The sequence below is a fragment of the bacterium genome, assembly GCA_040753555.1.
Taxonomy (GTDB): Bacteria; UBA9089; UBA9088; order UBA9088; family UBA9088; genus JBFLYE01.
Genome location: JBFMDZ010000151.1, coordinates 1 through 4,971, shown reverse-complemented (window position 1 = coordinate 4,971; position 4,971 = coordinate 1). Strand labels below are relative to the sequence as shown.

General features: G+C 35.8%; 2 protein-coding genes. Both read left to right on the top strand.

Annotation, left to right across the window (positions count from 1 at the left end; genetic code table 11):
- The first annotated feature begins 195 nt into the window (after positions 1-195).
- Positions 196-2,121 (top strand): DUF2079 domain-containing protein, encoded by a 1,926-nt coding sequence (locus AB1630_10135; protein ID MEW6104149.1) that lies wholly within the window; start codon positions 196-198, stop codon positions 2,119-2,121.
- 160 nt (positions 2,122-2,281) lie between these two features.
- On the top strand, positions 2,282-4,971 hold a 2,690-nt coding region (locus AB1630_10130; protein MEW6104148.1), incomplete at its 3' end, for a right-handed parallel beta-helix repeat-containing protein.

Below are 4,971 nucleotides of genomic sequence, written 5' to 3'. Positions count from 1 at the left end.
CCAAAGGTTCATACACCCAAAAGGATAGGGCAATATTTTTTGACTTAAAAAATAATGCTGGACAAAACCTCTCCTCTGGATTATACTTTTACAAAATAAAGGCAGATGATTTCTCTGCCATAAAATCCCTTGTTATAAGGTAAGCTTTTAAGTTTAACTTGCCTTTTTAAGAAACGGCGATATATAATGGGGTTCATGAAAAAGAAAAACAAAAGGCCAAAGGACAAAAAAGGTTTTTGGATAATTATTCTAGGCAATGCCTTATTGGTTCTTGGGTTTTTTCTTTATAAAAATATCCCTTTTTCTATCTGGAAGGTCTTTTTTCTTATCTTTTTAATAAGTACATTTGTCTTTCTTAATGCCCAATGGCTTAATTTAAACAAAGACATTCCAAAGATTGCAACTTGGCTTATTCTTCTTTTCTTAACCTCCCTTTATATTGCTGTTTATTCCTATCTTTCCATTATTCAATACAATGGATTCTTTACAGGACATTTTGATCTAGCATATTTTGATCAGATTATTTGGAATGCTTTTTATGGAAGGTTTTTTGATCCTTCCCTATTGGGTTACAATCTTCTTGGTGAGCATTTTTCTCCTATGCTTTTTATCTTTGTTCCATTTTATGCTTTATGGCAAGACCCAAGAATGCTTCTTATCCTACAAAGCCTATTCCTTGGATTAGGAGCAATCCCTATATTTTTGATTGCAAGGGATAAGCTACAACACAACCTTTTAAGTTTATCATTGTCATTTGTTTATCTTCTCCATCCCTTTCTTACAAGGGTAGTTCTTTTTGAATTTTATGAAATTTGCCTGGCTCCTTTCTTTATCTCTCTTTGCTTCTATTTCCTTCAGAGAAGAAATTGGATTGCCTATTTTGTCTTTTTATTTTTTTCTTTAATGATTAAAGAAGAGATTTCACTTATAGTAATGACTTTTGGTATCTATAGTTTCTTTAAAAAAAGCACAAAGATAGGAGTAACTACATTTTTATTGGGAATATTTTGGGCTTGTCTTTCAGTAGGTATATTGATTCCTAAAATTAGAGCAGCAACTAGCCATGGATTAGAATCCTATAAACATTTTGGAAGATATGGTGCTCTTGGCTTGACTCCTAAAGAGGCTATAAAAAACCTTGTTTTTAAACCTCATAAGACTTTAATAAAGGCACTTTCCCCATATATTGATAAAAAATTAACTAATCTTTTTGCTCTTATTTTTTCTTCTTCTGTTTTTTCTATCATGGGAATTGAAATATTCTTTTTAGTCCTTCCTGTTGTTCTTCTTCACTTTTTATCTTCTTGGGATCCTCAATATCTTTTGACTTGGCAATATCCAGCCTCTATTATTCCTTTTACAGTAATTTCATCTACTTATGGCTTGTCTTTTTTATTAAAAAAATTAAAAAATCAGCACCTTCACTTTGCATTCTTTCCCTATTTCCTATCAATAGCTATTCTTTCAAATTACTTTTTTGGCTTAAGGGCTTTAAATCAAAAAACAGGAACTGTCCACCATGCTTTCTCTTATGATTCTACCAACCATAAAACCTTCCTCTCATTTCCAAAAGAGAATCTAATATATTATTACAAGACAAAAGAAGAAAGAAAGATATTTGGGGTGTTAAAAAAGATAATTCCCAAAGAAAGGTCTCTTTCTGTTAAAGATAACCTCCTTGCCCATTTTTCTCATCAGAAAGCCCCTCTTTATTCTTTTCCTAACATTGAAAAGGCAGATTATATAATTATAAATTCTTATGGCATTGACAAATGGGTAGTGTCTTGGGAAAATCCTGAAGAATACAACAGAGTTTTAGGCAATATTTGGAAACATAGAGAATTTAAACCATTTTTCGCTCTTTCTATAACTGAAGGAGGAATTGGAATTTTTGGAAAAGAGATTTATAGAGAAGAAATAATCAAAAGGGCAGAGGGTTTAGTAAAGTCTAATCCTTCACAGGAGACATATTGTGTATTAGGATCAATATATTTCTATAGCAACAGGCTCAAAGAGGCAAAAGAAAGTATTATGAATGCTTTAAAGCTTGATCCAAATAATCTTTATGCCAAACAGATGCTTGAGGAATGTAAAAAATTTCTTGACAAAAATGAAAAATGATTTTATGCTTAAATTAAGATAAAATGAAGAATTATAAATATTCCCCTTCCTTGAAGGGGTGGCAGGCGAAGCCTGACGGGGTAGGTGGAACTTCGACGAAAACACCCCGTCAAACTTCGTTTGACACCCCTCTAAAAGAGGGAAATAGGAGGTAAGTGAAATGAAAAGACAAATCTTTGCGTCTTTAGTAGTTTTAGGGTTTTTGGCTTTTAAGCCAATTTGGGCAGAGACTTATGTTTATGGGACAATTACTAGCAACACAACATGGGCTTTAGCAAATAGCCCTTATGTTGCAACAGATACTGTAATTGTAGCCAATGGCGTAATTTTAACCATTGAGCCAGAGGTAACTGTAAAGTTTGCCACTGAAACTTCTCTGATTTGCTACGGCACTTTAAATGCTATTGGCAATCCTGCAGGAACGATTACCTTTACTTCAAGCCAAACTACACCTTCTGCAGGAGATTGGAAAGGGATTAAATTTAGTGGAGCAAATGCAAAGGGAACAATAAGTTATTGCAATATAGGCTATGCAAAACAAGGGGTTTATCTTGAAAATGTATCTGGAATTATAATTGTGAACAATTATATTCATGATAATAAAGGTAATGATGGTAGTGGTAGTGTCTATGGTACAATTGGTGAAATTGGAACAGGAATCTATCTTTTAAACTCAAATAATGTTGTTCTGCTGAACAATACCATTTCAAACAATATAGGAGGACAAGGAGGAGCAGGTGGCTACTATGTAGGTTCAGGTAGCTCGGGGGGAATTGGCTGCGGAATATACCTTTCTTCCTCAACAAATAATACAATCTTGGGTAATACAATTTCTCAAAATCAAGGGGGAGGAGGAGGAATAGGAGTAGGTGGTTGGGGTGGCTATCAGCCTCATGGCAAAGGTGGTTCTGGTGGGATTAGTTGTGGAATTTATCTTTCTTCCTCAACAAATAATACAATCTTACAAAACACAATTTCACAAAATCAAGGAGGACAAGGAGGACAAGCCGGTGGTGTAGACCATGGTGGTTCTGGTGGAAGGGGATGTGGAATTTATCTTTTAAGCTCAACAGATAACATAATTCAAGAAAACACAATATCATTAAACACAGGAGGAATAGGTGGCTATGCACCAAGGGGTTCAGGTGGCGAAGGTGGGATTGGTTGTGGAATTTATCTTTCACAATCAACAGACAATACAATATCAGGAAATACAATATCAAATAACCAAGGAGGTCAAGGAGGAACAGGTGTGGCATATGGCAGTGCTGGAGTCGGATATGGAATATATATTGAACCAAATAGTTTAAATAACACAATTACAACCTCAAATACTTATAATGGTGAACCCATTCATTACTATTACAATCAATCGGGAATAACCATTGAGAATCAAAATTTAACTTTAGCTGGTTCTGGCTCAACAAACTTAGGAAGGATTGTTCTTATAAATTGCCAAAACTTTACCATAAGAAACAACACTATTGTAGGAGGAATAGGTCAAAATGGAACAACAGGTCAACCTGGTGGCCATGGTGGTATTGGATGTGGTATATATCTTTCAAATTCAACAAACAATACAATATCAGGAAATACAATATCAAATAACACAGGAGGTCAGGGAGGAAGTGGTGGCTGGAGTGGTTCAGGTGGCCCTGGTGGAATAGGCTGTGGGGTTTATCTTTCTAATTCAACAAACAATACAATATATTCAAACACAATCTCACAAAATCAAGGAGGAATGGGTGGAACAGGTGGCTATTGGGCTTCTGGTGGCCCTGGTGGAATCGGCTGTGGAATTTATCTTTCAAATTCAAGCAATAATACAATCTTGGATAATACAATATCAAACAACATAGGAGGAAATAGAGGAAATCCTGGATATGGAGGAGGATATGGCAGCTATGGTCAAGGTTATGGTATTTATTCTACCTCTAACTCCTTCCCTGAAATCCATTGTAATAATCTTTCAGGCAACAAAAACGGCGACTTAACCAAAGGTTTTGGGGTTTGGCATGATGGAAGCTCAGGAACCATCTCTGCAACCTACAATTGGTGGGGAGCAAATTCAGGGCCATATCATGGAACATCAAACCCATCAGGACAAGGCGATAAGGTATCTGATTGGGTTGATTATTGGCCTTGGACAGCAATTACTTTGGTTAATCCAAATTCAGGTCCAATTGGAACAATAGTTACAATTGAAGGACAAGGGTTTACCACCCAAACCCAAGTTTTTATAGACTTTGGCACACATCCAACCATAGCTGCAAGAGAATCAAGTATAACTGGCACATTTTCCATAACCTTTATGGTGGATACTCAACCTGTTTGCACAAAGGTTATTACGGCTAGAAATGAATATGGAAAGAGTGCTACTACGCTTTTTAAACTTATGAGTGGGATTCTGGGAGTTTCATTAAGCAAAGAAGGTCCATCCTTTGCCCTGTCTCAATCAACGATAACCTATACCCTTTATTATAAAAATACAGGAACAACCGTCCTTTCCAATGTTTTTCTTAAAGACCAATTACCCAATGGAGCTATCCAAACCTTTAGCCTTGGATTGCTAAATCCTAATCAAGAAGGCTCAAAAACCATCAAATATTTCATTCAAGAACAGGGTTCATCCACTATTACAAACTATGCAACCATTACAGGCACATCAGAAGTAAGTTGTGCCGAAGGAGTAGTTACAGCTTATTCTTCCTGCTCAACCCATATTACTTTCATTCCTGAGATTACAAATCTTACGCCTACATCTGGCCCGATTGGCACAATAATTACCATTCAAGGCCAAAACTTTGCCACAAATTCTCTTATTTCCATTGACTTTGGCACACATCTTAC

What these genes read in the sequence shown, in the direction of transcription:
- AB1630_10135 (MEW6104149.1), top strand. Translation starts at nt 196, where the DNA reads ATGAAAAAGAAAAACAAAAGGCCAAAGGACAAAAAAGGTTTTTGGATA.